At 71.4% G+C, this 24609-nt stretch carries 21 protein-coding genes and 3 pseudogenes; 10 read left to right on the forward strand and 14 right to left on the reverse strand.

From position 1 onward, the window contains the following. From IEZ21_RS48270 to IEZ21_RS45235, 3 genes and pseudogenes are all read right to left on the reverse strand, one after another. Positions 1-73 (reverse strand): annotated as a pseudogene (locus IEZ21_RS48270) (transcriptional regulator); the annotation flags it as partial. Between the two features lie 179 nt (positions 74-252). Next, complete coding sequence (locus tag IEZ21_RS45230; RefSeq protein ID WP_281399763.1) at positions 253-618, reverse strand: zinc ribbon domain-containing protein YjdM; 366 nt, start codon at positions 616-618, stop codon at positions 253-255. Positions 619-890: 272 nt separating this feature from the next. Continuing rightward, on the reverse strand, positions 891-1403 hold the full coding sequence (locus tag IEZ21_RS45235) for a universal stress protein (protein WP_189327635.1): 513 nt from the start codon (positions 1401-1403) through the stop codon (positions 891-893). Positions 1404-1931: 528 nt separating this feature from the next. On the opposite strand from IEZ21_RS45235, the gene IEZ21_RS45240 reads away from it, so the two are divergent. From IEZ21_RS45240 to IEZ21_RS45255, 4 genes are all read left to right on the forward strand, one after another. After that, the gene (locus IEZ21_RS45240; protein ID WP_189327636.1) at positions 1932-2807 is read left to right on the forward strand and encodes a universal stress protein; all 876 of its coding nucleotides are present in this window, start codon (positions 1932-1934) and stop codon (positions 2805-2807) included. Positions 2808-2809: 2 nt separating this feature from the next. Further along, positions 2810-3583 carry an HAD family hydrolase gene (locus IEZ21_RS45245; protein ID WP_189327637.1) on the forward strand — a complete coding sequence of 258 codons (774 nt, stop codon included), beginning with the start codon at positions 2810-2812 and terminating at the stop codon, positions 3581-3583. Further along, a complete protein-coding gene (locus IEZ21_RS45250; protein ID WP_189327638.1) occupies positions 3580-5949 on the forward strand; it encodes a glycoside hydrolase family 65 protein in 2370 nt (789 codons plus the stop codon). Before IEZ21_RS45245 ends, IEZ21_RS45250 begins: the two co-directional genes overlap by 4 nt. Positions 5950-6123: 174 nt before the next feature. Then, positions 6124-7026 carry a universal stress protein gene (locus IEZ21_RS45255; protein WP_189327639.1) on the forward strand — a complete coding sequence of 301 codons (903 nt, stop codon included), beginning with the start codon at positions 6124-6126 and terminating at the stop codon, positions 7024-7026. Between the two features lie 45 nt (positions 7027-7071). Here IEZ21_RS45255 and IEZ21_RS45260 read toward each other — a convergent pair. The 3 genes and pseudogenes from IEZ21_RS45260 to IEZ21_RS45270 form a co-directional block, all read right to left on the reverse strand. Beyond that, positions 7072-7574 (reverse strand): annotated as a pseudogene (locus IEZ21_RS45260) (hemerythrin domain-containing protein); the annotation flags it as partial. A 10-nt stretch (positions 7575-7584) separates the two neighbouring features. Further along, the gene (locus IEZ21_RS45265; protein WP_189327640.1) at positions 7585-8475 is read right to left on the reverse strand and encodes a universal stress protein; all 891 of its coding nucleotides are present in this window, start codon (positions 8473-8475) and stop codon (positions 7585-7587) included. A 232-nt stretch (positions 8476-8707) separates the two neighbouring features. After that, on the reverse strand, positions 8708-10423 hold the full coding sequence (locus tag IEZ21_RS45270; protein ID WP_189327641.1) for a SulP family inorganic anion transporter: 1716 nt from the start codon (positions 10421-10423) through the stop codon (positions 8708-8710). 393 nt (positions 10424-10816) lie between these two features. Between IEZ21_RS45270 and IEZ21_RS45275 the strand changes: the two genes are divergently transcribed. The 4 genes from IEZ21_RS45275 to IEZ21_RS45290 all read left to right on the forward strand — a co-directional run bounded on the left by IEZ21_RS45275 (position 10817) and on the right by IEZ21_RS45290 (position 15870). Next, positions 10817-11722 carry a universal stress protein gene (locus IEZ21_RS45275; RefSeq protein ID WP_189327642.1) on the forward strand — a complete coding sequence of 302 codons (906 nt, stop codon included), beginning with the start codon at positions 10817-10819 and terminating at the stop codon, positions 11720-11722. Positions 11723-11901: 179 nt separating this feature from the next. After that, positions 11902-14595 (forward strand): bifunctional acetate--CoA ligase family protein/GNAT family N-acetyltransferase, encoded by a 2694-nt coding sequence (locus tag IEZ21_RS45280; protein ID WP_189327643.1) that lies wholly within the window; start codon positions 11902-11904, stop codon positions 14593-14595. A gap of 12 nt (positions 14596-14607) precedes the next feature. Beyond that, complete coding sequence (locus IEZ21_RS45285; RefSeq protein ID WP_189327644.1) at positions 14608-15339, forward strand: CBS domain-containing protein; 732 nt, start codon at positions 14608-14610, stop codon at positions 15337-15339. A gap of 21 nt (positions 15340-15360) precedes the next feature. Further along, positions 15361-15870 carry a flavodoxin domain-containing protein gene (locus IEZ21_RS45290; RefSeq protein ID WP_189327645.1) on the forward strand — a complete coding sequence of 170 codons (510 nt, stop codon included), beginning with the start codon at positions 15361-15363 and terminating at the stop codon, positions 15868-15870. 195 nt (positions 15871-16065) lie between these two features. On the opposite strand, the gene IEZ21_RS45295 is transcribed toward IEZ21_RS45290, so the two are convergent. Then, positions 16066-16650 (reverse strand): Rv1733c family protein, encoded by a 585-nt coding sequence (locus IEZ21_RS45295; protein ID WP_189327646.1) that lies wholly within the window; start codon positions 16648-16650, stop codon positions 16066-16068. 271 nt (positions 16651-16921) lie between these two features. Further along, complete coding sequence (locus IEZ21_RS45300) at positions 16922-17626, reverse strand: CBS domain-containing protein (RefSeq protein WP_189327647.1); 705 nt, start codon at positions 17624-17626, stop codon at positions 16922-16924. 244 nt (positions 17627-17870) lie between these two features. Here IEZ21_RS45300 and IEZ21_RS45305 point away from each other — a divergent pair, with 244 nt between their 5' ends. Beyond that, positions 17871-18956, forward strand: a complete 1086-nt coding sequence (locus IEZ21_RS45305; RefSeq protein WP_189327648.1) for an alcohol dehydrogenase catalytic domain-containing protein — start codon at positions 17871-17873, stop codon at positions 18954-18956. Between the two features lie 6 nt (positions 18957-18962). Beyond that, the gene (locus IEZ21_RS45310; RefSeq protein ID WP_189327649.1) at positions 18963-19649 is read left to right on the forward strand and encodes a helix-turn-helix domain-containing protein; all 687 of its coding nucleotides are present in this window, start codon (positions 18963-18965) and stop codon (positions 19647-19649) included. A gap of 110 nt (positions 19650-19759) precedes the next feature. Here IEZ21_RS45310 and IEZ21_RS45315 read toward each other — a convergent pair whose 3' ends face one another. The 6 genes and pseudogenes from IEZ21_RS45315 to IEZ21_RS49055 form a co-directional block, all read right to left on the reverse strand. Next, on the reverse strand, positions 19760-21382 hold the full coding sequence (locus IEZ21_RS45315; protein ID WP_189327650.1) for an ABC transporter permease: 1623 nt from the start codon (positions 21380-21382) through the stop codon (positions 19760-19762). Further along, positions 21379-22317 carry an ABC transporter ATP-binding protein gene (locus IEZ21_RS45320; RefSeq protein WP_189327651.1) on the reverse strand — a complete coding sequence of 313 codons (939 nt, stop codon included), beginning with the start codon at positions 22315-22317 and terminating at the stop codon, positions 21379-21381. Before IEZ21_RS45320 ends, IEZ21_RS45315 begins: the two co-directional genes overlap by 4 nt. A 161-nt stretch (positions 22318-22478) precedes the next feature. Further along, positions 22479-22859: a hypothetical protein gene (locus IEZ21_RS45325; RefSeq protein WP_189327652.1), complete on the reverse strand. Its 381-nt coding sequence runs from the start codon at positions 22857-22859 to the stop codon at positions 22479-22481. After that, a complete protein-coding gene (locus tag IEZ21_RS45330; protein ID WP_189327653.1) occupies positions 22856-23521 on the reverse strand; it encodes a DUF4389 domain-containing protein in 666 nt (221 codons plus the stop codon). The genes IEZ21_RS45325 and IEZ21_RS45330 overlap by 4 nt, the downstream gene beginning before the upstream one ends. 260 nt (positions 23522-23781) lie before the next feature. Further along, positions 23782-24282, reverse strand: coding sequence for a universal stress protein (locus IEZ21_RS45335; RefSeq protein ID WP_189327654.1), 501 nt, complete (start codon positions 24280-24282; stop codon positions 23782-23784). A gap of 3 nt (positions 24283-24285) precedes the next feature. Then, positions 24286-24390 (reverse strand): annotated as a pseudogene (locus IEZ21_RS49055) (universal stress protein); the annotation flags it as partial. Positions 24391-24609: the final 219 nt, after the last annotated feature.

Below are 24609 nucleotides of genomic sequence, written 5' to 3' on the forward strand. Positions count from 1 at the left end.
GCACCCTTATCCGTACGGGATGTCCCAGCATCCGGAAGAACTCGGCCTTGGCCTGGTACAGCGGAACGGACACGACCCCTCGGCTTCCCTGACAGCGCCCCACCCGGGGGCAGGCGAAAGCCGTGCCCGCGGCTACCTGCGAGCATGACCAACACAGCATCTAACCAATTGCGAAATTTTGCAATTCAGCATCAGGCTGCGGCCTTGAACATCCCTCCATGGATGGGACGGCGGGCCAGGGCGAGTCGTGGATCAGGCTTTCTTGACCACGCTGGACTTGAGCTGCATCGCTCCGAAACCGTCGATCTTGCAGTCGATGTCGTGGCCGTCGACCCCGTCGACCAGCCGGATGTTGCGCACCTTGGTGCCGGCCTTGATGCCCGACGGGCTTCCCTTGACCTTGAGCGCTTTGACGACGACCACGGAGTCGCCATCCCGCAGCTCATTGCCGACGGAGTCCTTGACGACCCTCCCCCAGCCTTCGGCGGTGTCTCCACCCTCCGTACCGCCCTCGGCGGGCACCCATTCGTGGCCGCACTCCGGGCACACCACCAGGGCGTTCATCTCGTAGGTGTACTCACACGAGCACTTCGGACAGGGAGGAAGATTCTCGATCATCCCGCCAGCGTATCCGGCCTCAGTCTTCGTCCCGACGGGACGAGAAGGACCATGGGTGGCCGCCCTGGGTACGGCGTGAACCGGTAGGTCAGCCAGCGGGAGGGTGCCCACGCGAGACGGGGCCTTCGTCGATCACAAGAGCGTCCGCGCCGCTGAGCGCCGTGGCGCCGGTGATGCGGTAGCCGGGCTGTGCCTGATCCGCTTGGCTCGACGATCTCGCGGGTGGAGCTGTGGGCGGTCGCATATCTCGCCAGGCGTTGGCACTCCGCCCCCTACGCGGCACCGCTCCTGGCGAGAGGCGACGTTTCCACGGTCCTGAGCGGCGGCGCGGGCCGCTGCGCGGCGGGCACCGCGACCACGGGGACCGTCGCGTGCCGCAGACACTCACGGCCCACCGTCCCGATCGCGGGCAGCTCGTACTGTCCATGAGCCCTGCGCCCCAGGGCGAGCAGCAGTGCGCCGGGCGCGTGACGGAGCAGTGCCCGCGCGGGCGGCCCCTCCACGAGAACAGCACGCACGGAGCCGCCGATCCGTGGGCCGAAGACCTCTCGCACCGTCGAGGCGAGCAGCTCGGCAGCCTGTACGCGCTGCTGCGCGGCCGTGGGGCGGGCCGATGCCGGAGCATACGGCGCGAGTCCGGATGTGGTCGGTTCCCAGGCGTGTACGGCCACGACCTCCGCCCGCAGGGCGCGGGCCTGCTCCCTGGCCCAGCGCAGTGCGGCTTTGGACGCCTCCGATCCGTCGACGCCCACCACGATGCTGTTGCCGTCGGCGAGTTGGGTCATGTGCAGCCTCCCTGGATGGCCTCTCGCCCCACGGTGCCCCGATTCGGTCGGGTGGGGCGTGGGCCGAGGGGTTCCCCACAGGTGCCCAATAGTCCCTTGCCAACCGTCGTGGCGGACCCGCTCGGTACGGCAACGCATTCCTCCGCTCGTTCGCTCAGAGCGCCGGATTCCACCGATGTCCGTACGCCGTAGGCGCCGATTCACCGTTGTGGTGCCGGGACCCGTCGGCCCTGCCCGAATGCTGGTCCTGTCCGTCAACGGTGCGCGCACCGGAGTTCGTTGGACAGGTGGTCATCGGTCGTGACGAACCAGCTGCGGGCTCAACTTCAGTGTCCGGTCGAGGCACAGAGCCGCCCGGGGGCCGAGCCGGGGCGGAGTGGCACTCAACGCCGGCGCGAGATCCGACAGGGGCCGAATGGCCCAAGCCGTGGACGAACCGCCCCTCCCACCCCCCGGCCATGGATGCAACGGTGAGGGGAACCCGTGCTGCTGCACGTCTGCGCAGCCCGACGAAAGGTGGTGAGGGACATGGAGCTGCCCCTGATCGTGGGTGTCGACGGATCGGATTCGAGCCTCGTCGCAGTCGACTGGGCGGTCGACGAGGCGGCCCGGCACGGACTGCCGTTGCGACTGGTGTACGCCTCCCTGTGGGAGCGCTACGAAGGGGTCGCCCCGTCCGGCAGCCCTGAACGCCCGTCCGAGGAGGTGCTGGCAGACACCATTGTCGGTTCCGCGGCGGAGCGTGCCCGGCGCCGCAATCCCGAGGTGAAGGTCTCCACCGAGGTCGTTCCCGAGGATGCGGTGTCCGCCCTCCTACGCGAGGGCCACAACGCCTCCGCCCTGGTGACGGGATCGCGTGGCCGCGGTGAGCTGAAGGGCCTGCTCCTCGGCTCGGTCTCGCTGGCCGTGGCGTCCCGTGCCTACTGCCCGGTGATCGTGGTCCGCGGCGACAAAGCGGGACTGGCGGGCACCCATGAGCGGATCCTGCTCGGCGCGGGCGAGTCCGCGACCGGCGGCGAGGCGGTGCGGTTCGCCTTCCGTGAGGCCGAAGCGCGCGGGTGCACCCTCGATGTCGTACGTGCCTGGCGCTGCCCCGCGCACGAGACCGCCGAACATCCTCTGCTCGCCGGGGATCCGGCGCACTTTCACGAGGAGCAGGCGTCCGCCGCGCTCGATGCCGTGCTCCAGGACCCGATGGCGGACCACCCCGGGGTACGGGTTCGCCGTCACACCGTGGAAGGACCAGCTCGCAAGGTGCTGCTGCACCGGTCGGCCGCCGCCGACCTCCTGATCGTCGGAGCCCAGCGTCGGCACGGCCACTTCGGCCTCCAGCTCGGCCGCGTAGGGCACACGCTGCTGCACCACGCGCAGTGCCCGGTGGCGATCGTGCCGCAGAGGGCGTGACCATGCAGTCCCCTCACACCCCTGCGACGTCCCGCGATGCGCTGGCACCAGTGCTGCGGGACGTGCGGGCCGTCGTCTTCGACACCGACGGAGTGATCACCGACTCGGCCCGGGTGCACGCCGCGGCCTGGAAGACGGCGTTCGACGCCTACCTGCGCGCCCACCCGCCCGAAGACCCCGAACGGCGCCGCCCGTTCGACGTACGGGACGACTATCTGCGCCACGTCGACGGCAAGTCCCGCCTCGACGGCGCCGCCGCCTTCCTCGCCGCACGCGGCATCGAGGCCTCGCCCGAGACGGTGCGTGCCGTCGCGGCGGACAAGGAGCGGCTGTTCGTGCAGCGGCTGCGCGAGCACGGTGTCGACGCCTATCCGGGGACGGTACGGCTGGTGCGGGCCCTGCGCCGGGCGGGGGTGCCCCGTGGGGCGGCCTCCGCGTCCCGGCACGCCGGTGAGCTGCTGGCCCGGGCCGGGGTGCTCGACCTGTTCGACGTCCTCATGGACGGTGGCGAGGCGGCCCGGCTGGGCCTGGCGGGCAAGCCGGAGCCGGACCTGTTCCTGGAGGCGGTCCGCCGGCTCGGCGTCCCCGCCGACCGCGCCGCCGTCGTCGAGGACGCCCTGGCGGGTGTGGAGGCGGGCCGGCGCGGCGGGTTCGCCCTGGTGATCGGCGTGGACCGGGCCGCCGGTGAGGACACCGGGGCGCGGCTGCTGCGGCACGGCGCCGACATCGTCGTACGAGACCTGGGAGAACTATGCGGGGGAGGAGCGCCGAAGTGACGGACTGGAGCTGGGAGTACGAGGGCTACGAACCTGCCGACGAGCGCCTGCGGGAGTCGCTGTGCACCCTGGGCAACGGCTACTTCGCCACCCGCGGCGCGCTGCCGGAGTGCGCCGCCGACGAGGTGCACTACCCGGGCACCTATGTGGCCGGCTGCTACAACCGGCTCACCTCCGAGGTCGCGGGCCGCCAGGTCGAGAACGAGGACATGGTCAACGTCCCGAACTGGCTCCCCCTGCGCTTTCGCCTCTCCGACGGGCCATGGCTCACCCCCGACACCGCGGCCGTGCTCGACCACCGCCAGATCCTGCACCTGTCGGCAGGGCTGTTGGAGCGCCGGACGCGGTACGACCTCGGCGAAGGACGGGAATTGAGCGTGCGTCAGCAGAGGCTGGTGCACATGGCCGACCCGCATCTGGCCGCACTGCGCACCGAGTTCACGGCCGAGGGCTTCTCGGGCGAACTCCAGGTCGAGGCAGCTCTCGACGGCGGCGTCACCAACTCCGGCGTGCCGCGCTACTGGGACCTGGACGGCCGCCACCTGATCCACGTGCACACCGGTACCGCCGCCCCGGACACGGTGTGGCTGCGCTGCCGCACCCGTACCTCGGACATCCGCATCGGCATGGCGGCCCGCGTCACCGCCGGGGCCCCCGTCACCATCCGCCACGAACTCCCTTACGCCTTACAGCAGTTGACCCTCGATCTGGCGTCGGGCCGCACCGCGACCGTGGACAAGACCGTCGCCCTGCACACCTCCCGCGACCCCGCGATCAGCGACCCACTCCACGCCGCCGTCGACCGGGTCGGCCAGGCGCCCGGCTTCGACGAACTGCTCGAGTCGCACCTGACCGCCTGGGACCAGCTCTGGCGCCGGGCCGAGCTCGACGTTCCCGGGGAGGCGGGCCGCATCCTGCGACTGCACCTCTTCCACGTCCTGCAGACCCTCTCGCCGCACACCGCCGAACTCGACGTCGGTGTGCCGGCGCGGGGACTGCACGGCGAGGCCTACCGCGGGCACGTCTTCTGGGACGAACTGTTCGTCCTGCCCTACCTCAACCTGCACTTGCCCGAGGTCTCCCGCGCCCTGCTCGGCTACCGCCACCGCCGCCTCGAACAGGCCCGGATGAATGCCCGGGCGGCGGGCCGCAGGGGGGCCATGTACCCCTGGCAGAGCGGCAGCGACGGACGCGAGGAGACCCAGCAGCTCCACCTCAACCCGCGCTCCGGACGCTGGCTGTCCGACCAATCCCGGCTCCAGCACCACGTCGGCTCGGCGATCGCGTACAACGTGTGGCAGTACTGCGAGGCCAGCGGCGACATGGAGTTCCTGCACACCAAGGGCGCCGAGATGCTGCTGCAGATCGCCCGCTTCTGGGCGGACGCCGCCGTCTACGACGAGTCCCTCGGACGGCACCGCATCAGGGGTGTGGTCGGCCCCGACGAGTACCACGAGGCGTACCCCGGCGCGCGGGTGCCGGGCCTCGACGACAACGCCTACACGAACGTCACCGCCGCCTGGGTGCTCGCCCGCACACTGGAGCTGCTGGAGACCCTCCCGGAGCCGCGCCGCCGCGAACTCGTCGAGCGCACAGCTCTGGACGGAGGCGAACTCGAACTGTGGGAGGACGTGTCCCGCACGCTCCACGTGCCCTTCCACGACGACGTCATCAGCCAGTTCGAGGGCTACGGCCGGCTGGAGGAGCTCGACTGGGACGGTTACCGCGAGCGGTACGGCGACATCCGGCGCCTGGACCGGATCCTGGAGGCGGAGGGCGACAGCGTCAACCGCTACCAGGCCTCCAAGCAGGCCGACGTCCTGATGCTCGGCTATCTCTTCTCACCGGCCGAACTACAGGGCCTTTTCCGCCGGTTGGGCGTACATCTCGATGAGGACACCTGGCAACGCACCGTCGACTACTACCTGCACCGCACCAGTCACGGCTCCACCCTCAGCGGCCTCGTCCACGGCTGGGTGCTGGCCCGGGCCCGGCGGGCGGAGGCGTGGAAGTTCTGCCAGGAGGCCCTCCAGGGCGACATCGCCGACGTGCAGGGCGGCACCACCGGCGAGGGCATCCACCTGGGCGCCATGGCAGGCACCCTCGACTTCGTCCAGCGCGGACTGACCGGCCTGGAGACACGGGGCGGTGCACTGTGGCTCGACCCGGTGCCGCTGCCCGAGCTGTCCTCGTACGGCTTCGCCCTGCGCTACCAGGGGCACTGGGGCGTACGGCTGCGGCTGGAGCGAGAGCTGCTGCGGATCGAGGTGCCGTCGTCCGACGCCTCACCGATCGACGTACGGCTGCCGGACCGCACGGTGTGCCTGCAGCCGGGGGAGACCGGTCGACTGTTGCTCTCGGAGTGACGGTCACACTCGATCGGCCCGGATTGCGGACAGACCATTTGAGTGGGGGTCGGCCAACTCCGGCCCAGCATGGGCCGGATGGTCCCGGGTCAAGACCTGGCGGCCCATACCCGCTGGTCGTGCGCAGTGTGAGGCTGGCCGTGAGGAGCAGTCCAAGCGTTGGAGGTATGCATCATGCTTGCGCCCGTGATCGCCGGAGTGGATGGATCCGCCGAAAGCCTCGCCGCCGCCGCGTGGGCGGCCCGGGAGGCCGAGCGCCGTGACCGAGCGCTGCGGCTGGTGCACGTCAGGAACTGGAGCCCGCGGTCCGCGGAGGGGGAGTACGCGGGCGCGGTTCAGCGCTCTCAGGCGCGGCGGGTGCTGCGCCAGGCGGAGGAGCACGTCCGCGAGGCGCGCTCGGGCGTGCGCGTGCACGACGAGCAGATGGAGGGGCCGGCGACGCAGGCGCTGCTGCGTGCGGCGGAGCGGGCCGACGTGCTGGTGCTGGGCTCGCGCGGGCTGAGCGGGCTCGCCGGTTTCCTGGTGGGGTCGGTGGCGCTCGGGGTGGTGGCGCGGGCCACGCGGCCGGTCGTGCTCGTGCGAGCCGGGGAGGAGGCGGCGGACGAACACCTGCCGGCGGAGGACGGGAGTGCTTCCACCCGGACCGGGTACCGGGACGTGGTGCTGGGCATCGGCCTCGATGAGGCGTGTGACGAGGTGATCGAGTTCGCCTTCGAGGCGGCTCGGCTGCGCAGGGCGCGGTTGCGGGTGGTGCACGCCTGGCAGGCGCCGTTGCCGCTCGGCCTCGGCCCGGGGGAGATCGGGCTGATGAATGATCCGCAGCGTGCCGAGGAGTGGCAGGGCTTTCTGTCCGCCGTGCTGCAGGTGTGGCGGGACAAGTATCCCGAGATCGAGGTCGCGGAGACCGTCGTGGAGGGCAGGGCCCGGTCCGTACTCGTCCGGGCCGCCACGGGAGCGAGTCTTCTCGCGGTGGGACACCGGATCGCCGAGGGGCCGCTGGGCCCGCACACCGGCCCCGTCACCCACGCCGCCATCCATCACGTCGGCTGCCCCGTGGCCGTCGTACCCCACGAGTGAGTCGTATCCCACCTGACCGGAAGTGCCCGCGAGGCGTAGGCCGGTTCACGGTGCGAGGGAGAAGTAGTTCTCCTCCTCCTGCGTGAAGTGCAGACGCAGGACGGTGTGCAGCCCGTAGAGACAGGCACGCAGGTCGTCGAGCTGCTCCGGCACCGGTCCGCCGTCGGCGTCAGCTTCGGTGAGCGTGAGGTGGACATCGATGCGCCGGGCGAGCCGTTCGATCTCGGAGTGGGCGCGGCTCATGGTGGCGGTGGCCTCGGGACGCCGAGCGTGGGGGCGAGGGCGGGGTAGAGCTGGTGCTCCTCGGCGTACTCGTGTGGCAGGAGCTGTTCGGTGACCAGGCGATGCGCTTCGCGCACTGCCGCGAGGGACTCCGGTCCGGGGTTGTCCGAGAGGCGGTCGGCGGCGGTTCGCACGGCTTCGAGGACGTCCTGCAGGTCGTCGTGTTCGGCCGCGAAGCGATGGATGAGGGCTTCCGTGGCGGGCTTTAGCACCGGCTGCGCCGCACGGTCGTCGCGCAGCGCGCGCAGGGCGTTGAGGACGACCGCTCGGGCTGGCTCAGTCGTGCGGGACGACGGCGACGGGGCACGGCACGTGATGCAGGGCCGCGTGCGCGACCGGCCCGAGCTTCCACGTCCTGCGGGACGGATGGCGCCGACGTCCTATGACGGTGAGTCGGCTGTGTGCCGAAGCGGCCAGCAGCACCTGTGCCGCGGAACCCATGGCGACGTGCTCCACGACGGGGACGTCGGGGAACTTCTCGCGCCACGGGATCAGGACCGCGGCCAGCCGCGTGCGCTCCTCGGCCTCGCGGTCGCGGTCGGCCTGCTGGGCGGCAAAGGCCTGCGGATGAGTCACGAGTGCGGAAACGGGCAGGGCCCGCACCGCGCACACGCGGGTTCCGCTCAACTCGGCGGCGGTGAAGGCGAATTCCAGCAGCGGCTCGGCATCCGGTCCGAGCTCCTGCACACCGACCACGACCTCGTCCCGGTCCGCCGCCGCGGGGTGCTCCCAGCCGGCCTCGACGGCGGGGGCGCCGGCCCGGACGGCGACGGCCGGGCACTGGGCCAGGCCCAGGACGTGCAGGCTGATGGAGCCGAGCAGGAAGCTCGCCACGGAGCCGTGTCCGCGGGAGCCGAGGACGAGCATGGCCGCGTTCTCGCCGTGGCTCAGGAGGGCCTGTGCGGCCGGGTCCGACACCAGTTCCGTGGTCAGGGCCAGATCGCCGTGGCGGTGAAGCAGTTCGGCCGCGGTCCGCTGCAGTACGTCGTGCCCGTACCGCTTCTTGTTGTGGGCCTCTTGGGCGATCGGCACGTCGAGTGGCTGGGTCGTCCAGGAGTGGAGCAGCACGACGGGCAGATGCCGCTCCGCGGCTTCGGAGGCGGCCCACCACGCGGCCGTCACGCTCGCGGCGGAACCGTCGAGTCCGACGACGACAGGTCCGGTCATGGTGCACCTCCGACAGCCGACGCGACAGCCGAGGGCTCCGCCGCCGCGCATACACCCCCACACCATGGTCGCGGGTCGGCGACCATCGGGCGAGGGCCGGTTGGTGCGCTCCTGGGGCCGTACGGCCCTGTGCGGGTGACGGACTGCGGGGGAGAGGCCGAGGACCCGAAAGCGAGGCATGAAGGGCTGAACCCTCCGTATCGGCTGGGGCCCGCCACACGCGTAGCCAGGCCTATCGGCCGCGGCTCCACTTCCGGTACGCGCTCACCGCGGTCGGTAGTGTGGGGAAGATCAGATCCCTGCCGACCGCTTCCGCGAGCCCGTAGGCCTCCAGTTCGGCCAGCAGGTCCTGTTTCACCCGGGCGAGGGCGAAGACGATCCCGCGGCGGGTGAGTTCGCGGCGCAGGGCGTCCACCGCGTCCAGTGCGGTGATGTCCACCTCCACGTTCGCCTCGGTGTTGAGGACGAACCAGCGCACTGGGCCGGTCTGTTCGTCGACGGCGGCCAGGGCGCGGCGGCGGAAGTCCTCCGCGTTGGCGAAGAACAGCGGGGAGTCGTAGCGGTAGACCAGCAGGCCGGGGATCGTGCGGGCCTGCGGGTAGTCGTCCACGTCGTGCATGCCCGCCACACCGGGGACGATGCCCTCGATCGCGTCGTGCGGACGGGCTACCCGGGTCAGCAACTCGGCCACCGACAGACCGACGGCCACGAGTACCCCGTACAGGATGTCGAGGACCAGCACGCCGGCCAGGCAGCCGAGCGCCAGGAGCAGTTCGCGCCGTCGGAAGGAGGCCAGCCGGGTGAAGCCCGTCAGGTCGATCATGCGGACGGCCGCGTACACGACGAGCGCGCCGAGCACGGCGGACGGCGCGCGGGTCAGCAGCGGGCTCAGGAACAGCAGGACGGCGAGCACCACCAGGCCCGCCACCAGGGAGTACGCCTGGCTGCGGGCCCCCGCGGAGGAGGCGAGTGCGGTGCGGCTGGCGCTGCTGCTCACCGGGAAGCCGTGCAGAAAGCCGGCCCCCAGATTGCTCGCGCCCAGTGCCAGGAACTCCTGATCGGCGTCGAGCGGGGGACCTTTGTCCGCGTCAGGTCCGGCGAAGGCCCGGGCGGTGAGGATGAAGTCGGTGTACGCGACGAGGAGGACGCCCAGAGCGGGCAGGACCAGGTGCGGCAGCTCGGTCAGATCCGGCACCGCCACTGCGGGCAGCCCCGCCGGGACGTCGCCGATCACCTTGATGCCGTACCGGTCGTCCAGGTTGAAGGCGGCCACGGCCGCGGTGCCCAGCACCACCGCCAGCAGGGGGCCGGGCACCGTTCGGAGCCACCGCGCCACGGTGAACAGGAACGCGAGCGTGACGGCGGCGAACAGCACCGTGGCCACATGCGCCTGCCCGAGATGCCGTACGAAGGACCACAGCTGCGGGAAGAAGGCCGAACCCGTCGTATCCACGCCGGTCAGCTTGGGCAGCTGGTCCCCGATCATGATCAGCGCCACGCCCGCCAGATAGCCGATCAGGACCGGACGGGACAGCAGATCGGCGACGAACCCCAGGCGCAGTGCCCAGGCAGCCAGGCACAGCAGGCCGACGGTCACGGCGAGGGTGGCGGCCAGGGTGGCGTAGCGGTCCGGGTCCGCGCCGACGAGCGGGGCCACCACGGTGGCCGTCATCAGCGCCGTTGTGGACTCGGGGCCGACCGAGAGCAGCCGGGACGAGCCGAGGAGTGCGTACAGGACGAGGGCGGGCAGGATCGCCCACAGTCCGGCGACCGGCGGCAGACCGGCCACGCCCGCGTACGCCATCACCTGCGGAACGAGGTACGCGGCCACCGTGACGCCGGCCAGCAGATCGCCGCGCAGCCAGGAGCGGCGGTAGCCGGTCAGCGCGGCGATCCCGGGCGTCAGACGGCGCCACCCCAGGGCATGCCCGCCCGAGCCGTGGTCCATGGAGCTCCTTCCGCCGCCTGCCCCAATGATCCGCCGCGGTGCCCGCACTCGGGAGGCCAGGTCGGTGGATCCAGCCTCGGGGGCTCAACAAGGCCTGAGGAAGGGGCCGTTCAGCCCGACGGAAGCCGACCTTAGGCCGGGTCGGCGACACCCTCGGCATCGGAAAGCGCTCGCCCGGCTGCCGATCGTCCGCGACAGCCGCCGGCTTCGCTGACAGCCGCAGGCACGGCGGACCCCCCGCCACAGGGGTCCGCCACGCGCCGTCCACCGGGCTCACCGCACAATCCCGGCCTCGTGGGGCCGTTCGGCCCGGGTCGGGGACCTGCGGCCCCTGCACCACGCAGCCCCTCGGCGCGACGCTGGGATCAGAATCCCAGATCAGGAGGCAGAATCATGGTCCGCACCGTTGTCGCAGGCATCGACGGCTCGCCCGAAAGCCGTGCCGCCGCAGAGTGGGCAGCCCGCGAGGCGAAGCTGCGCGGCCTGCCGCTGAAGCTCGTCCACGTCTGGGAGCCCGTCCCCGAGCCCATGGCCCAGGCTCCGCTGCTCGGCGCCGAGACCCAGCAGCACTGGAGCGAGCGCATCCCCCGCGAGACCGCCGCGGGGCTCAGGCTGCGCCACCCCGGCCTCGAAATGAGCGTGGAGCAGCTGACCGGCGGGCCGGCCGAAGCCCTGACCAAGGCAGCCGAGGACGCCGAGCTGCTCGCCCTCGGCTCCCGCGGGCTGAGCGGGATCGGCGGGTTCATGGTCGGCTCCGTCGGCCTCTCCGTCGTCGCGCACGCCGAACAGCCCGTCGTCCTGGTCCGGGCCGACGAGCAGGCCGCCGACGAGCACGAGTCCGACCCCGTGGGCATCCCGTCGGCGGCCACGCCGTACCGGCCGGTCGTCCTGGGTCTGGACCCCGTCGGCCCCGATGACTCGGTGATCGAGTTCGCGTTCGACGCGGCCGCCCGACGCTCTGCCGTCCTGCGGGTCATCAACGGCTGGAGCCTGCCGCCGTACTACGTCTACGGTCTCTCCGCCGACGTGGGGCTGTACGACGAGATCGCCCGGCAGCAGGCCGCCGCCCTGGCCGAGGTCCTGCGTCCGTGGCGCCGGAAGTACCCGGACGTCCAGGTCGTCGAGGAGTCCCGCTCGGGCAGTGCCGCCAACTTCCTGGTGGACGTCTCCAGCGGGGCCTCCCTGGTCGTCGTGGGCCGCCGGATCCGCCGCAACCCGTTCGGCACGCACATCGGACCCGTCACGCACGCCGTCCTGCACCACGCCACCGCACCCGTCGCGGTCGTCGCCCACGATTGACGCATCCCAGCCCTCGAAGACGACGAGCTGCCCGAGGTCGCGGACTGGGTCTGGAACGCCGGAAACCCGGCCTCCCCTTGAGGGCCGATCGGCCCACGTTCCGCCCCCGGACAGCCCATGCGTCGGCGCCCCGTTCCGCTGGACGCTTTGAGTGTCAAGAGACCTGGAGGAGACCCGCGATGACGGACGACGCGTTCAGCCGGCCCACGGTCCATGCCCTGCTCGCGGACGGCACCACCGTGTGCATCCGCCCGGTGGAGCGGGCCGACCACGAGCAGTTGCAGGGGTTCTACGAGGAGATGTCCCCGGAGAATCTGCGGTTGCGGTTCTTCGCCGCGAGCCGGCGCTCCGCCGGACTGGCCGCCGACCGGGCCTGCGCCCCGGAGCATCCCGGCTACCGGGCCCTGCTGGCCGAGACGGCGGGCTGGGTCATCGGCCTCGCCGAGTACGGCACCGGCGGCACCGGGGACTCGGCCGACATCTCCATCGCGGTCGCCGACGGACTGCACCACCGGGGTGTCGGCACCCTCCTTGTCGAGCACCTCGTCTCGGCCGCCCGCGAGGAGGGCATCACCACGTTCACGGCCGACGCGCTGAGCGAGAACAATGAGGTGCTGCGGCTCTTCGCGGACCTCGGCCTGCGCACGGCGCGCCGCTTCGAGGGCCCGGAGGTGCGCTGCACCATCGCCCTCGATCAGAGCGACACCTACCTGACGGCCGTGGAGGAACGCGGCCGCGCCGCCGACGTCGTCAGCCTGAAGCCGCTGCTGCGGCCGGAGGTGGTCGCCGTCGTAGGGGCCGGGCGCAAGCCGGGCTCGGTGGGCCGGGCGGTCCTGCACCAGCTGCACGCGGGCGGCTACACCGGGCGGCTGTTCGCGGTGAACCCCGCCGCGCACTCGATCCTCGGCGTGCCGTCCCACCCGTCGGTCAGTGCCCTGCCCAAGACCCCCGACCTCGCGGTGCTCGCCGTACCTGCGGCCGCGGTCCCGGAGACCGCCGAGGAGTGCGGCAAGGCGGGCGTGCGGGCCCTGCTCGTTGTCACCGCCGGGCTGGACGCGGACCAGGCGCAGGCCCTGCTGGCCGCCTGCCGCTCGTACGGCATGCGGCTCGTCGGCCCGAACTGCCTCGGCATTTCCAACACCGACCCGGAGCTGAGCCTGGACGCCACGTTCGCCGCCGGGCATCCGCGCCCCGGCACCGCGGGCGTCGCCGTCCAGTCCGGCGGCATCGGCATCGCCCTGCTGGACGGCCTGTCCCGGCTCGGCATCGGCGTCTCCTCCTTCGTCTCGCTCGGTGACAAGTACGACGTCAGCGGCAACGACATGCTCCAGTGGTGGGAGAGCGACGGCCGCACCGACCTCGCCCTGCTGCACCTGGAGTCGTTCGGCAGCCCGCGTGCCTTCTCCCGCACCGCCCGGCGCGTGACCCGCCGAATGCCGGTGCTGACCGTCGACGCCGGGCGCACCGACGCGGGCCGCCGCGCCGCCGCCTCGCACACCGCGGCCGCCGCCACCCGCACCATGACCCGGGGCGCGCTGTTCACCCAGGCGGGCATCACCGCAACCCGCTCGGTGGGCGAACTGCTGGAAGTCGCCGCGCTGTTGCACTCCCAGCCGCTGCCTGCCGGACCCCGCGTCGCGATCGTCACCAACGCGGGCGGAGCCGGCGTCCTCGCGGCCGACGCCTGCGCCGAGGCCGGGCTGTCGCTCCCGGCGCCGACACCGGAACTGATCGACGACCTGCTCGCCGTCCTGCCCGACGGCGCGGCCGTCGGCAACCCGGTCGACGCCACCGCCGCCGTCACGGAGGAACAGCTCACGGACTGTGTGGACCGGATCATGCGGCACGGCGGCGTCGACGCCGTCCTCGTGGCCCTGGTCCCCACCGCGGTCGCCACGGCGACCGGCGACGACCTCGTCCGGGCCCTCACCAACGCTTCTGGACGACGTGCCAAGCCGATCGCCGCGGTACGCCTCGAACAGGCCCTGCCGATCGAGCTGTTGCCCGCCGCGGACGGCGGCACCGTGCCCGCCTACGCCGAACCCCAGGCCGCGGCACGGGCGTTGGCCCACGCGGCCCAGCGTGCGGCCTGGCTCGCCCGGCCCGCCGGGACCGTCCCCGACCTCGACGGCGTCGAGACCGAGCGGGCCCACGCGGTCGTCGAGGCCTACCTCGACGCGCACCCGGACGGCGGCTGGCTCGACCCGCGCACCTGCGCCGACCTGCTGGCCTGCTATGGCATTCCGCAGCTGTCGTGGGCCTGGGCCGAGACCGAGGACGACGCCGTCCTGGCCGCCGACCGGCTGCGCGGTGCCGACGGCCGGGTCGTCATGAAGGCCCACTGGCCCGGACTCCTCCACAAGAGCCAGCAGCACGCCGTCCATCTCGATCTGCGCGGCGACTCCCAAGTCCGCGCCGCCTACCGGGACTTGGAGACCCGATTCGCAGGCCTGCTGACCGGCGTGGTCGTGCAGCCCCTCGCCGACCGCGGCACCGAACTGTTCGCCGGCGTCGTCCAGGACCAGGTCTTCGGGTCGCTCGTCCTGTTCGGGCTCGGCGGCACCGCGACCGAGGTGCTCGCTGACCACGCAGCCCGCCTCGCCCCGCTCACCGACCACGATGTCCACGACCTGATCACGGCCCCGCGCTGCGCCCCGCTCCTGTTCGGCGCGCACGGCAGCCGGCCCGTCGACCTGGAGGGCCTCGAACAGCTGCTGCTGCGGCTGTCCCGCATGGCGAGCGACCTCCCGCAGCTCGCAGAGGGTGACTTCAACCCCGTTCTCGCGACACCGGGCGGAGTCACCGTGCTCGACGCACGCGTACGCCTGCTGCCCCGCAGGCCCCACGACCCGTATCTGCGCCGACTCCGCTGAGGAGGAACAGCCATGAAGCACAACAAGATCGGCTCCGTGATGACCACGGAGGTCGTCCGTGCCAAGTACGGCACCCCGTTCAAGGAGGTGGCACGGCTGCTCGGCCGGCACCGCATCAGCGGACTGCCCGTGGTCGATGACGACGAGAGGGTCATCGGCGTCATCTCCGAGACGGACCTGCTGGTACGGCAGGCCGAGACCCCCGACCCGTACGCGCCGAAGAAGCGCTTCCCGTTCGCCCGGCTGACGCAGGAGGGCAGGAAGCGGGCCGTCAAGGCCAGGGCCCGCACGGCAGGACAGCTGATGACCGAGCCGCCCGTCACGATCCATGCCGGCGACAGCATCGTCGAGGCCGCCCGCACCATGGCACAGCACCACATCGAACGGCTGCCCGTCCTCGACGAGGAGCACCGGCTCGTCGGCATCGTCACCCGCCGCGACCTGCTCCAGGTCTTCCTGCGGCCCGACGCGGAGATCCGCAGCGAGGTCATCGACGAGGTACTGATACGGGCACTGTGGCTGGCGCCGCGCAGCATCGACGTCTCCGTGGTGGAGGGCGTGGTCACGCTCGACGGCCACATGGAACGCAAGAGCGAGACGGAGATCGCCGTCTCCATGACCCGACAGATCGACGGTGTCGTCGCCGTCGTCGACAAGCTCACCCATCGGCTGGACGACGCCCGTCTCCAGCCCGGCGAGCAGGCACTGCACGGTGTCACCGACGACTGGCTGCGCAAACTGTGAAGTGAGAGGAGGCGAACCGTCATGATCGGCAACGTGCTGGTCGCCTACGGGACGACGAACGGATCGACCGCGCAGATCGCCGAGGCCGTGGCCGCGGTGCTGCGCAAGGAGGGTCTCACCAGCGAGGCGCTGTCGGCCGGCTCGGTCGCGCGCGTGACGCCGTACGACGCTGTCGTGGTCGGCGGCGCACTGTACGCCGGACGCTGGCACAAGGACGCCCGCCGGTTTGTGCGCCGACACCACCGCGAGCTGGCCGCACGCCCCGTGTGGCTGTTCAGCAGCGGCCCGCTCGACGCCTCGGCCTCGGAGCGGGACATCCCACCGGTGCCCGGCGTGAAGAAGGCTGTAGACCGGCTCGACGCCAGGGGGCACGTCACCTTCGGCGGCTGCCTGGAAGAGGGCGCGAAGGGGTGGGTCGCCCGGATGATCCTGAAGAACGGAAAGGGCGGCGACTTCCGGAACTTCCCCGAGATCGAGGCATGGGCGACACGTGTCGCCGAAGAGCTGGTGGAGGCACTGGAGAAGAGCTGAACGCCGAGCTGGCCCGGGCCGGGTTCCCCGGGCTGGGCCAGCCGTCGACCGACGTGTCGTGTCGCGGTGGGCCATACACGGTCTCTGCGATGGAGAGTGCCGACTCCCGAGAGAGGGCGGAGGTACGAGCCATCGCCTCCGGGGTCGTGCCCGCCAGGGCCGGTCAGCCCTCTGTCATGGCCAACCGGTTCTGGCTCAGGTGGTCTTGCGAATCCACTGCGGTCCGACCTGGTCCCACTCCCGGCCCCACTGGTCGATGCGCCGCCGGTCCAGCCGACCGCGTGCGACGCGCCCGACCGCGTACGTCACGCCGCCGACCCCGAGTGCGGCTGCGGTGGCCGCGTAGCCCGCGAACACGGTGGCCTGGGCGGCAGTCGCCGGCTCCGACGTGAGTTGCCCCTGATCGTCCGTCCAGACCCGGACCTTCGAACCGGTCTTGTGCCCGGTGTCCACCTTGGCCCTGCCGGTGTGCGTGGAGCCGTCCGCGGCGGTCCAGCGGACCTTGGCGCGGACCTGCTGGCGGCTGGGTCCCGCCTCCGTCACGAAGACTGCCGGGGTGTTCTCAAGGAGCACCGCCGGGACGGAGTGCCGCCCGGCGCGCTGCTGTGCGAAGGACTCGGCGACGGCGTGCCCCGCGACCAGGCCGGCGAGCGTGCCGCCCAGCGCGATGCCCGTCCACACGGCCAGCACGATCCATGCCTCGACGGCGTCGTCGCGTCGTCGCAGCGGATTGCTCCGCCACCGCCACAGCCTCTGCTTCGTACGAGTGTCCCTGCGCATCGGTCCGCACCTCCTCATGGGCACTGCCAGGTCATCGGCCACTATGAGAAAGGTGGCATTCGGGGACGGCACGAGACATGGGCCAGTCAGGCAGCGTGCATGGGGCCGTTCGGGGGCCAACTGATGTTCCGCAATGGGGCCGTTCAGCCCTGCCGAGCACAGTCCAACCCATGACGATCCGTGGTGGGGGAGTGGGGGAGACACGGCATCTGGCGATGTCCTTGGATGCGGCCCGGTGCCCGTCGGGTCCCGTGCCGCATCCCGCACGCCTTCAGGGGGAGAGCTGGGCGCGACGCGGGGAGCCGGCGTCCGCGGTCGGGCTGCCGGTGTCGTCGACCTTGAAGTCCAGGTGCTCGGAGACGTCGACCACCCCGTCCACACTGCGGCACAGCCGCAGGGCGACCGGTATGACGCTCTTGCGTTCGACGATGCCGCGCAGGGTGACCCGTCCCTCGACGACATGCACGGTCACAGCGGTGGGCGGGATGCCCAGCGTGCGCATCAGCACGTCCCCGGTGATTTCTTCGCGGACGGCACGGTCGCCGCGCAGGAACACCCGCAGCAGGTCGGCGCGGCTGACCACGCCGATCAGCCGACCGGACTCGTCCACCACTGGCAGTCGCTTGACCTGGCTCCGTTCCATCGCCTGGGCGGCCTCGACCACCGTCCACTCGGGGCGGGCGACGACGGCCGGGCTGGTCATGAGCCCTTCCGCCGTGGTCGCGTCCGCCTTGGTGCGCTCGGCGGATTCCGGGTGCAGGGAAGGCAGGAGCCCGGCCGGATCGAGCCGGCTCGCCTCCTTGCGCAACAGGTCCGCCTCGGAGACCACTCCGAGGGGCCGGTCGGTGTCGTCCACGACCGGAACGGCCGTGATGCCGTGCTCCGCGAGCAGTTTGGCGATCTCAGTGAAGGTCGCGTCCTGCCGCACGTCCACGACGTCCGTCGTCATCAACTCGCTCACGATGCGGTGCCGCATGGCTGCTGCCTCCTTCGGCGTTGCCCCTCTCCACTTTCCGGCAGCTCGGGCGGATCTCGTAGGGGCCCGTGGGCCACGCCTGAGGCCGCCCGGCCCGGCCACGTGGGTCGAACGGCCCATGCGGGCGGCTTCTGTCCCGGTCAGGATGGAGTTGAGGAACCGTTCCGGCCGCGAGGAGGTCACTCTGCGGTACTTCCGCCCTGATGGGAAGCCGCGGCTGGAAGAGCAGGAAAGAGGGATCGTCATGAAGGCACTCGTCTTTCGTGGCCCCGGACAGTCGGTATGGGAGGACGTCCCGGACCCCGGTATCGAGGAGGCGACCGACGCGATCATCCGTGTCGACGCCGTCACCATCTGCGGCACGGACCTGCACATCCTCAAGGGAGACGTACCGGAGGTACGCCCCGGCACAGTCCTCGGCCATGAGGCCGTCGGCGAGGTGGTCGAGGTCGGCGGCGACGTGCGCACGGTCCGCCCCGGTGACCGGGTGCTGGTCTCGTGCATCACGGCGTGCGGCCGCTGCCGCTTCTGCAAGGAGAGCGCGTACGGGCAGTGCCGGGGCGGCGGAGGCTGGATCCTCGGCCATCTGATCAACGGCACGCAGGCCGAGTACATCCGTGTGCCCCACGCGGACCTGTCCGTGCATGCGCTGCCCGGCGCGTTGGACGGCAAGGACGCCGTGCTGCTGGCCGACATCTTCCCGACGGCGTACGAGGTGGGCGTGCTCAACGGGGGCGTACGGCCCGGAGACACGGTCGTCGTGGTCGGAGCGGGGCCTGTCGGGCTCGCTGCGATCGCCACGGCACAGCTCTACACACCGCAGAGGATTGTCGCCGTGGACCCTGCCCCGGCCCGGTTGGAGGCGGCCAAACAACTCGGCGCGGACGCCGTGGCCGCCGCCGCAGGCGAAGACGCCGAAGAGCTGGTCGCCGACCTCACCGAGGGACTCGGCGCCGATGTGGCGATCGAGGCGGTAGGGGTGCCGGAGAGCTTCGAGATGTGCACGCGCATGGTGCGCCCCGGCGGGCATGTGGCCAACGTCGGCGTGCACGGCAAACCCGCCACTCTGCACCTCGAGAACCTGTGGATCAAGAACGTGACGATCACCACCGGGCTGGTCGACACATCCTCCACGCCCACCCTGCTGCGCATGATGGCTGCCGGCCGCCTGCCCGCATCGTCCCTGGTCACGCACACCTTTCCGCTGAACCAGATGGAGGAGGCCTACGACGTCTTCGCCCGGGCCGCCGTCACCGGAGCGCTCAAGGTCGTCCTTGGCGGGCAGCCCCACGACACCGTGGCCGTCAAGGCGACCAGCCAAGGGAAGTGAACGACCATGTCCGACCGGACACCCTCGACCGGCGCGACCACACGGCCGCCGTCCCCGCACAGCGACATCGGCAGGCGCATCGAGCACCGACGCGATGAACTGGGCCTCACCCTGCAAGAAACGGCCGAACGAGCGGGCACCGCACCCGGATACATCCAGTACCTGGAGCAACAGCCCACCGCCGCGCCGGGCATCGGCCTCCTCATCAGGCTCGCCGACGCCCTGGAGACCACGGTCGCGGCCCTGCGCGGAGGCGACGCCGATCTGCCGCCCGGAATCGGCCGGGCGGCCCTCCACCCCCAGTGGAACGAGCTGACCACCGAGGAATGCCGGGCACGGCTGTCGACGCACGGCGTGGGACGCCTGGCGGTGTCCACGCCCGAGGGCCCGGTCATCGTCCCCGTCAACTACAGCGTGATCGACGGCGCGGTCGTCTTCCGCACCGCGCCCCACACGACGCCTGCGGCGGCCGCGGGAACCCAGGTCGCCTTCGAGGTCGACCGCATCGACGACGCGCTCAGCCAGGGCTGGAGCGTGCTGGTCCGTGGACCCGCCCGGGAAGTGACGGACCCCGATGCCATACGCCAGCTGGAGGAGCTCGCGTACAGCGCTCCATGGGCGGGCGGTGAGCGCAACCTATGGGTGCGCATCGATCCTGTGGGCATCACCGGGCGTGAGATCACGGTGCGTTGAGTCCATGGCCGGTGGACCGTCGGCTGACAGCGGACTCCACGCAGGACGAGGACGGAATGCAGCCGGGCGATGCTCGGCCGCGGAAGCGGGGTCGGCCGCAGAGCCCGGGGTCAGGCCGGCAGAGCAAGGTCGCGGCAGCGGAGCGACACCGTGCCCACCACGGCGAGGACCACGGAGACCGCGACCAGAGCCGTGAGGGGAGTCGCGGTGACGTCGGCCGCCGGTGCCTTGGGTATGCGGGTGAACGGCGAGAGGTTCTGCGCCCATTGCGGCAGATCCAGGCTCGGGCCGAACAACGGACCGAGCAGGACGGATCCCAGGAGCACTGTCCAGGACACCGGGCCGGCCCACCGCGGCAGCAGTCCGGTGGCCGCGATCACGACGCCGCCGATGACCATGAACCCGGGCAGTTGTACCAGCGCCGCTCCGGTCAGTGCGCGCAGCTGAGCCGGGGTGTCGCCCAGCACCTGTCCGGCGGCCAGCCCCATGCCCACAGCGAAGACCAGGAGGAGCGCGACCGCCCCGAGCCAGGTGTTCAGCAGGTGGCTCATCGCCCAGCGCGGCCTGCTCACCGCGGCGGCGAGGACGGGTTCCAGCGGGCCTTCGGATTCCTCGGCGCGCATCCGCAGGAGCATCTGCACGGTGAAGACGGCGACACCCATACCGGCCATTGACATGATCGAAGTGAAATAGGCGTCGACAACCCGGTCCGTGCCGCCCATGCGCGTGTACCAGTCGAGCGCGGCTCCCTGCATGTCCTTGGTCGCGTCGCTGATGGCACCGCATGCGATACCGAAGGCGAGCATGCCGACCGCCCATCCGAGGAACGGGCCACGTTGCAGGCGCCGGGCCAGACCGAGCGGTCCGAGAAGCCCTGGGGCGGCGGTGGCGGGCCCCCGTCGCTCCGCGAGTATGCCTCTGCCGATGTCCCGCCGCGTGGCGAGCAGGCCGGCCGTGCCCAGCAGAACGAAGAAGAAGACGGCGAACACGCCGAGCAGCCACCAGCGGTCGCCGCCGAACGGACGCATCTGCTGGCCCCAGCCGATCGGTGACAGCCAGGCCGGCCAGGCACTGACCACCCGCAGACCGACGGCATCGACACTGCCGAGCATGTTTCCTACGCCACTGAGCAGAAAGGCGACTCCCAGCACCGCCGCGGCGAGCCCGTTCGCTCCCCGCGAGCTCGACGACAGCTGAGCGGTGACCGCGGCGACACCCGAGAACACCAGGCCCACGGCGCCCACCGCGGCGCCGGCCGTGAGCGCGCCCGCCACAGGCTGGCCGTTCACGAGCATCGCCAGGCCCAGCAGCGCCGCCAGCACGACGTTCGCGCCGATCGTGACGACGACCGCCGCGGCCAGAGTGCTGTAGCGCCCCACGACGGCAGCGCCGACCAACTCGGCGCGGCCGGTCGCCTCACTTTGCCTGGTGTGCCGCACCATCGCGAACACGCTCATCAGCGCGGCCAGGACCGCCAGCGTGAGATAGTTCCGGATCATCGCGTAACCGCCCACACTGGCCCCGGAGGCGAGGCCGAACATGCGCATGGCCGGGTTGCCCGCCATGAACTCGGTCTCGTGGAGCACGTCCGCTTCCGTCGGCAGGGCGCTGACGGTCATGGCCGTGAGCCCGGCCATCAGGGCGGACAGCCCGAGTATCCAGACGGAGAGGCCGACCCGGTCGCGCCGCAGTGCGAGCCGAGTGAGCGTGACCGTGCCGGTCAGCGCGCTCATCCCGCACCTCCCGAACCCACCGTCCCGGCACCGGCGTCAGCGCTGGCGCCGTCGTCGTTTCCGTAGTGGCGCAGGAAGAGTTCTTCGAGCGTGGGTGGGGAGCTGGTCAAGGTGCGTACGTCGAACTCGACCAGGTTCCGCAGGACTTGGTTGAGTTCTCCGGGGTCGACGCTGAACCGGGCACGTGTGTGGTCGGCGCTCAGGTCGTGCACCCCGGCCAGCTCGTCCAGCGCGCTGATCGGCTTGCCGGTTTCGACCACGACGGTCGTCCGGGAGAGGTGGCGCAGCTCGTCAAAGGTCCCCGACTCGGCGGTCCGGCCGGCCCGGATGATGGTGACCCGGTCGCACAACGCCTCGACCTCGGCGAGGATATGACTGGACAGCAGCACCGTGCGCCCCGCCTCCCGCATCTCCTGGACGACGTCCTGGAAGACCGCCTCCATCAGCGGATCGAGACCTGAACTCGGTTCGTCCAGGAGATAGAGCTCCACATCGGAGGCGAAGGCCGCAACCAGGGCCACCTTCTGCCGGTTGCCCTTGGAGTAGGCGCGGCACCGCTTGGTCGGATCGAGTTGGAAGCGTTCCAGCAGAGTGGCGCGGCGCGCCGGATCCAGGCCGCCACGCAGGGCGCCCAGCAGGTCGATCACCTCACCGCCGGTGAGGTTGGGCCAGAGATTGACCTCGCCGGGCACGTACGCCAGACGGCGGTGCAGCGCCACGGTGTCCGACCACGGGTCACCGCCCAGCACGCTCACTGCCCCGCCGTCTCGGCGCAGCAGCCCGAGCAGGATCCGGATGGTGGTCGTCTTCCCGGCGCCGTTCGGCCCCAGAAAGCCGTGCACTTCGCCCGTGCCGACGGTGAGGTCGAGGCGGTCGAGGGCCCTGGTCGGGCCGAATTCCTTGATCAGGCCGGACACCGCAATCGCTGTGGACACGTTCCTTCACCTCATCACATGTGCCGCACGTCGGACCGGGAACGGCGGACGGCTGGCCACTCGCGGCCGCCGTGCGCTCTGCAGACGTACGTTTCTGACGATGCCGCGTCCCTGGAGGAGGACGTCGGTAGTACCGCATGAGCTGGGCGGGCGGCAGTGGTTCAGTACAGGGAGCCGGGCCAGCTGGATGCCACCGCGACGAGGACGCCCACGTCGAGCAGCACGCCGACGCTGAGCCACGGGTCGAACCAGATCGCCTTGAGGGCAAGCCCGCTTACGGCCGCGACCAAAGCGGCCGTCGGCCACCACACGCTGCCCGCGAGTACCCCGGCGCCGGCGACGACGCACACGAGGGCCGTGTACCAGGCGAGCGCCAGCGCCGCGGCCCTGGCCGGCGCGGTGGAGACGTGGGCAGCGGCCAGGGCCCACGAGTGCCCGCGATCGAACGGGGCCGGCTTGTCGGGCTGCTCCGGCGTCGTCCAGACGCCCAGGTGGAGCAGTCCATGCACGATCAGGAATGCCCCCACGAGTGCGGTGATCACGACAGGTCCTCCGCATCGCTCGGTTCGGTGCCGCCCATGTCGAGCCGGAACGGCGGATAGGTGTCCGTCATCAGGGCGGCGTAGGCGGCGACCCGTAGCACCCACCGGTTGAGGCCGAGGATCAGGTCGAACAGGCTCTTCGGGTACTTCTCGGTGAAGGCCAGGGTCACGGCGGCGATCACCGCCAGGACGGCGACGAGCCCACCGTCCCACCAGCCGAGGTGCCAGCCGCCGAGGAAGAAGCCGACGACGATGTAGTGCGGGATGGCCAGCAGCCACCACTTCACCAGCACCAGTCCGCGGGAGAGGTGCCCGGGGTAGGCGATGTCCAGCCGCGCCGGGTAGCCGGGCTCCTCACCCAGGCTGAACGGTGGATACCGGTCGGTGCCCAGGGCGCCGTACGAGTAGTAGGCGACCCGCCAACTCCAGCGCAGGACGCCCAGGTTGAAGTCGAACAGGGCGCGCGGATAGCGCTCGGTGAACAGGATGCTGAAGAACGCGATCACGCTCACCACGGTGAACGCGATCCAGAGGAAGAACAGCACCACGTAATGGGGGATGACCAGGATCCACTTCACCAGCCACAGCCACCGTGACAGCGGCATGTCGAGCACCGCGTTCACCCGGACCGGGCGGGCCGGTACTCCCGCCAGGGTTGTCATGGCGATCAACTCCTTCGACCCCGGCGGATGCCCGCCGGGTCGGGTCTACTGCCAGCGTGGCCACCGGCCGGGAACGGTCACGAGGGCCGTGCGGGTCCGTCCGGGGGACCATTGGTCCCGGCTGGACCCATCAGCCGGTGTTCAGCGGACGAGGACATGGTCGCCGGTCGCGGGGAACCCGAGAGTCGGTCGATGCGGTCCCGCAGGGCCGTGACCGCGTCGAGTTCGCTTTGGACAAGTCAGACCGCTCCCCATTGACGTCAGTCGCCGGAACCGACGGACGACGTGACCGGTACCAGGACGACGGGGCAGTGGGCGTGGTGGAGCAGGGCGTGCGTCACCGGGCCCAGCTGCAGTCCGAGTCGGCCCGTGCGGCGGTGGGCGGCCACGACGACGAGGTCGGCCGTGACGGTCGCCTCCACCAGGGTGCGTGCCGGTCCGCCCCGCACCGAGTCGATGTCCACCTCCACCCCGGGGTGTTTCTCCCGCAGCCTGGCTACTGCGTATGCGGGGACGGCCTCCTCGCTCTGCGAGCGGTGGGTGAGGTCTGCCTGCATGCGTTCGGTGGGCACCGACGTCAGGCCGGCGGGCGCGAGCTGCCGGTACGTCCAGGCGTGCAGCACCTGCAGCCGCGCCCTGCGGCGAGCGGCCTCCTCGAAGGCGAAGCCGGCCGCCTCGGTGTCGGCGTCGCTCTCCAGGCCGAGCAGGACCCGGTCGTATCCGAGTGCCGTGCGGGCGACCTCGCGGTCGCCCCGGACCACGAGCAGCGGGCTTTCGGTGTGGGCGGCGACCCGCAGGCTGACCGAGCTGAGCAGCAGGCCGGCGAAGCCACCGTGCCCGCGGGTGCCGACGACGGTGAGAGCGGCGATCCACGCTGTCCAACGTGACCCACCGCCTCAGCTGGTCCGAGTGGAGACGACGTCATCAAGCCCGATCACGCACCAGTCACTGCCAGCGACAAGCCGCAACCCGGACATGAAGTCTGCCTGAGCGCGGAAGCTGTCACCATCGTCCGTGCGACCTGGCGTTCTTCGTCCGCGTGCGCACGGTTGTTGTCACGGGATGAACACGCCGTTCGTCACCGGCTC

The organism is Streptomyces flaveus (assembly GCF_014647675.1).
In the GTDB taxonomy this organism is placed as follows: Bacteria; Actinomycetota; Actinomycetes; order Streptomycetales; family Streptomycetaceae; genus Streptomyces; species Streptomyces flaveus.

Excerpts from the sequence above, each read along its gene's own strand:
- IEZ21_RS45230 (WP_281399763.1), bottom strand. The coding sequence starts at position 618 with ATGATCGAGAATCTTCCTCCCTGTCCGAAGTGCTCGTGTGAGTACACC.
- IEZ21_RS45235 (WP_189327635.1), bottom strand. The coding sequence starts at position 1,403 with ATGACCCAACTCGCCGACGGCAACAGCATCGTGGTGGGCGTCGACGGA.
- IEZ21_RS45240 (WP_189327636.1), top strand. The coding sequence starts at position 1,932 with ATGGAGCTGCCCCTGATCGTGGGTGTCGACGGATCGGATTCGAGCCTC.
- IEZ21_RS45245 (WP_189327637.1), top strand. The coding sequence starts at position 2,810 with ATGCAGTCCCCTCACACCCCTGCGACGTCCCGCGATGCGCTGGCACCA.
- IEZ21_RS45255 (WP_189327639.1), top strand. The coding sequence starts at position 6,124 with ATGCTTGCGCCCGTGATCGCCGGAGTGGATGGATCCGCCGAAAGCCTC.
- IEZ21_RS45265 (WP_189327640.1), bottom strand. The coding sequence starts at position 8,475 with ATGACCGGACCTGTCGTCGTCGGACTCGACGGTTCCGCCGCGAGCGTG.
- IEZ21_RS45270 (WP_189327641.1), bottom strand. The coding sequence starts at position 10,423 with ATGGACCACGGCTCGGGCGGGCATGCCCTGGGGTGGCGCCGTCTGACG.
- IEZ21_RS45275 (WP_189327642.1), top strand. The coding sequence starts at position 10,817 with ATGGTCCGCACCGTTGTCGCAGGCATCGACGGCTCGCCCGAAAGCCGT.
- IEZ21_RS45280 (WP_189327643.1), top strand. The coding sequence starts at position 11,902 with ATGACGGACGACGCGTTCAGCCGGCCCACGGTCCATGCCCTGCTCGCG.
- IEZ21_RS45285 (WP_189327644.1), top strand. The coding sequence starts at position 14,608 with ATGAAGCACAACAAGATCGGCTCCGTGATGACCACGGAGGTCGTCCGT.
- IEZ21_RS45290 (WP_189327645.1), top strand. The coding sequence starts at position 15,361 with ATGATCGGCAACGTGCTGGTCGCCTACGGGACGACGAACGGATCGACC.
- IEZ21_RS45295 (WP_189327646.1), bottom strand. The coding sequence starts at position 16,650 with ATGCGCAGGGACACTCGTACGAAGCAGAGGCTGTGGCGGTGGCGGAGC.
- IEZ21_RS45300 (WP_189327647.1), bottom strand. The coding sequence starts at position 17,626 with ATGCGGCACCGCATCGTGAGCGAGTTGATGACGACGGACGTCGTGGAC.
- IEZ21_RS45305 (WP_189327648.1), top strand. The coding sequence starts at position 17,871 with ATGAAGGCACTCGTCTTTCGTGGCCCCGGACAGTCGGTATGGGAGGAC.
- IEZ21_RS45310 (WP_189327649.1), top strand. The coding sequence starts at position 18,963 with ATGTCCGACCGGACACCCTCGACCGGCGCGACCACACGGCCGCCGTCC.
- IEZ21_RS45315 (WP_189327650.1), bottom strand. The coding sequence starts at position 21,382 with ATGAGCGCGCTGACCGGCACGGTCACGCTCACTCGGCTCGCACTGCGG.
- IEZ21_RS45330 (WP_189327653.1), bottom strand. The coding sequence starts at position 23,521 with ATGACAACCCTGGCGGGAGTACCGGCCCGCCCGGTCCGGGTGAACGCG.